Source organism: Dellaglioa sp. CoH-57-MRSF-16 (genome assembly GCF_056782055.1).
The window spans coordinates 1-291 of the sequence record NZ_JBXAXZ010000148.1; the positions used below are offsets into that span (position 1 = coordinate 1).

Annotated in this window: 1 protein-coding gene; it reads left to right on the forward strand. The window is 54.6% G+C overall.

From position 1 onward, the window contains the following. A partial coding sequence (locus AC1RPH_RS08230; RefSeq protein WP_481762098.1) for a hypothetical protein occupies positions 1–181 on the forward strand: 181 nt, incomplete at its 5' end. Between the last annotated feature and the right edge of the window lie 110 nt (positions 182–291).

Below are 291 nucleotides of genomic sequence, written 5' to 3' on the forward strand. Positions count from 1 at the left end.
TCAGTATCCTGAGTACACGGACGTAGCGGACAATGGGCTGTCACTGGAGTACATGAATGTGCCAGTCCCCAAACAGCTTAAGGCCGGTACGTATGCGGTACGTGCCACCATGTTGTACAAATTCAACCCTTTCAAGAACGGAGTCGTGGACACGCGTCTTGGATTTATTGAGGTGAACTAATGGGTTACTCAATCACACGCGATCAACTCGCAAAATTCGCACCCAACGCCAACGCCGCGTCGCTCGACGCACTAGTCGCGGGGGCCAACGCGGCGACGGCACGTTTCGGT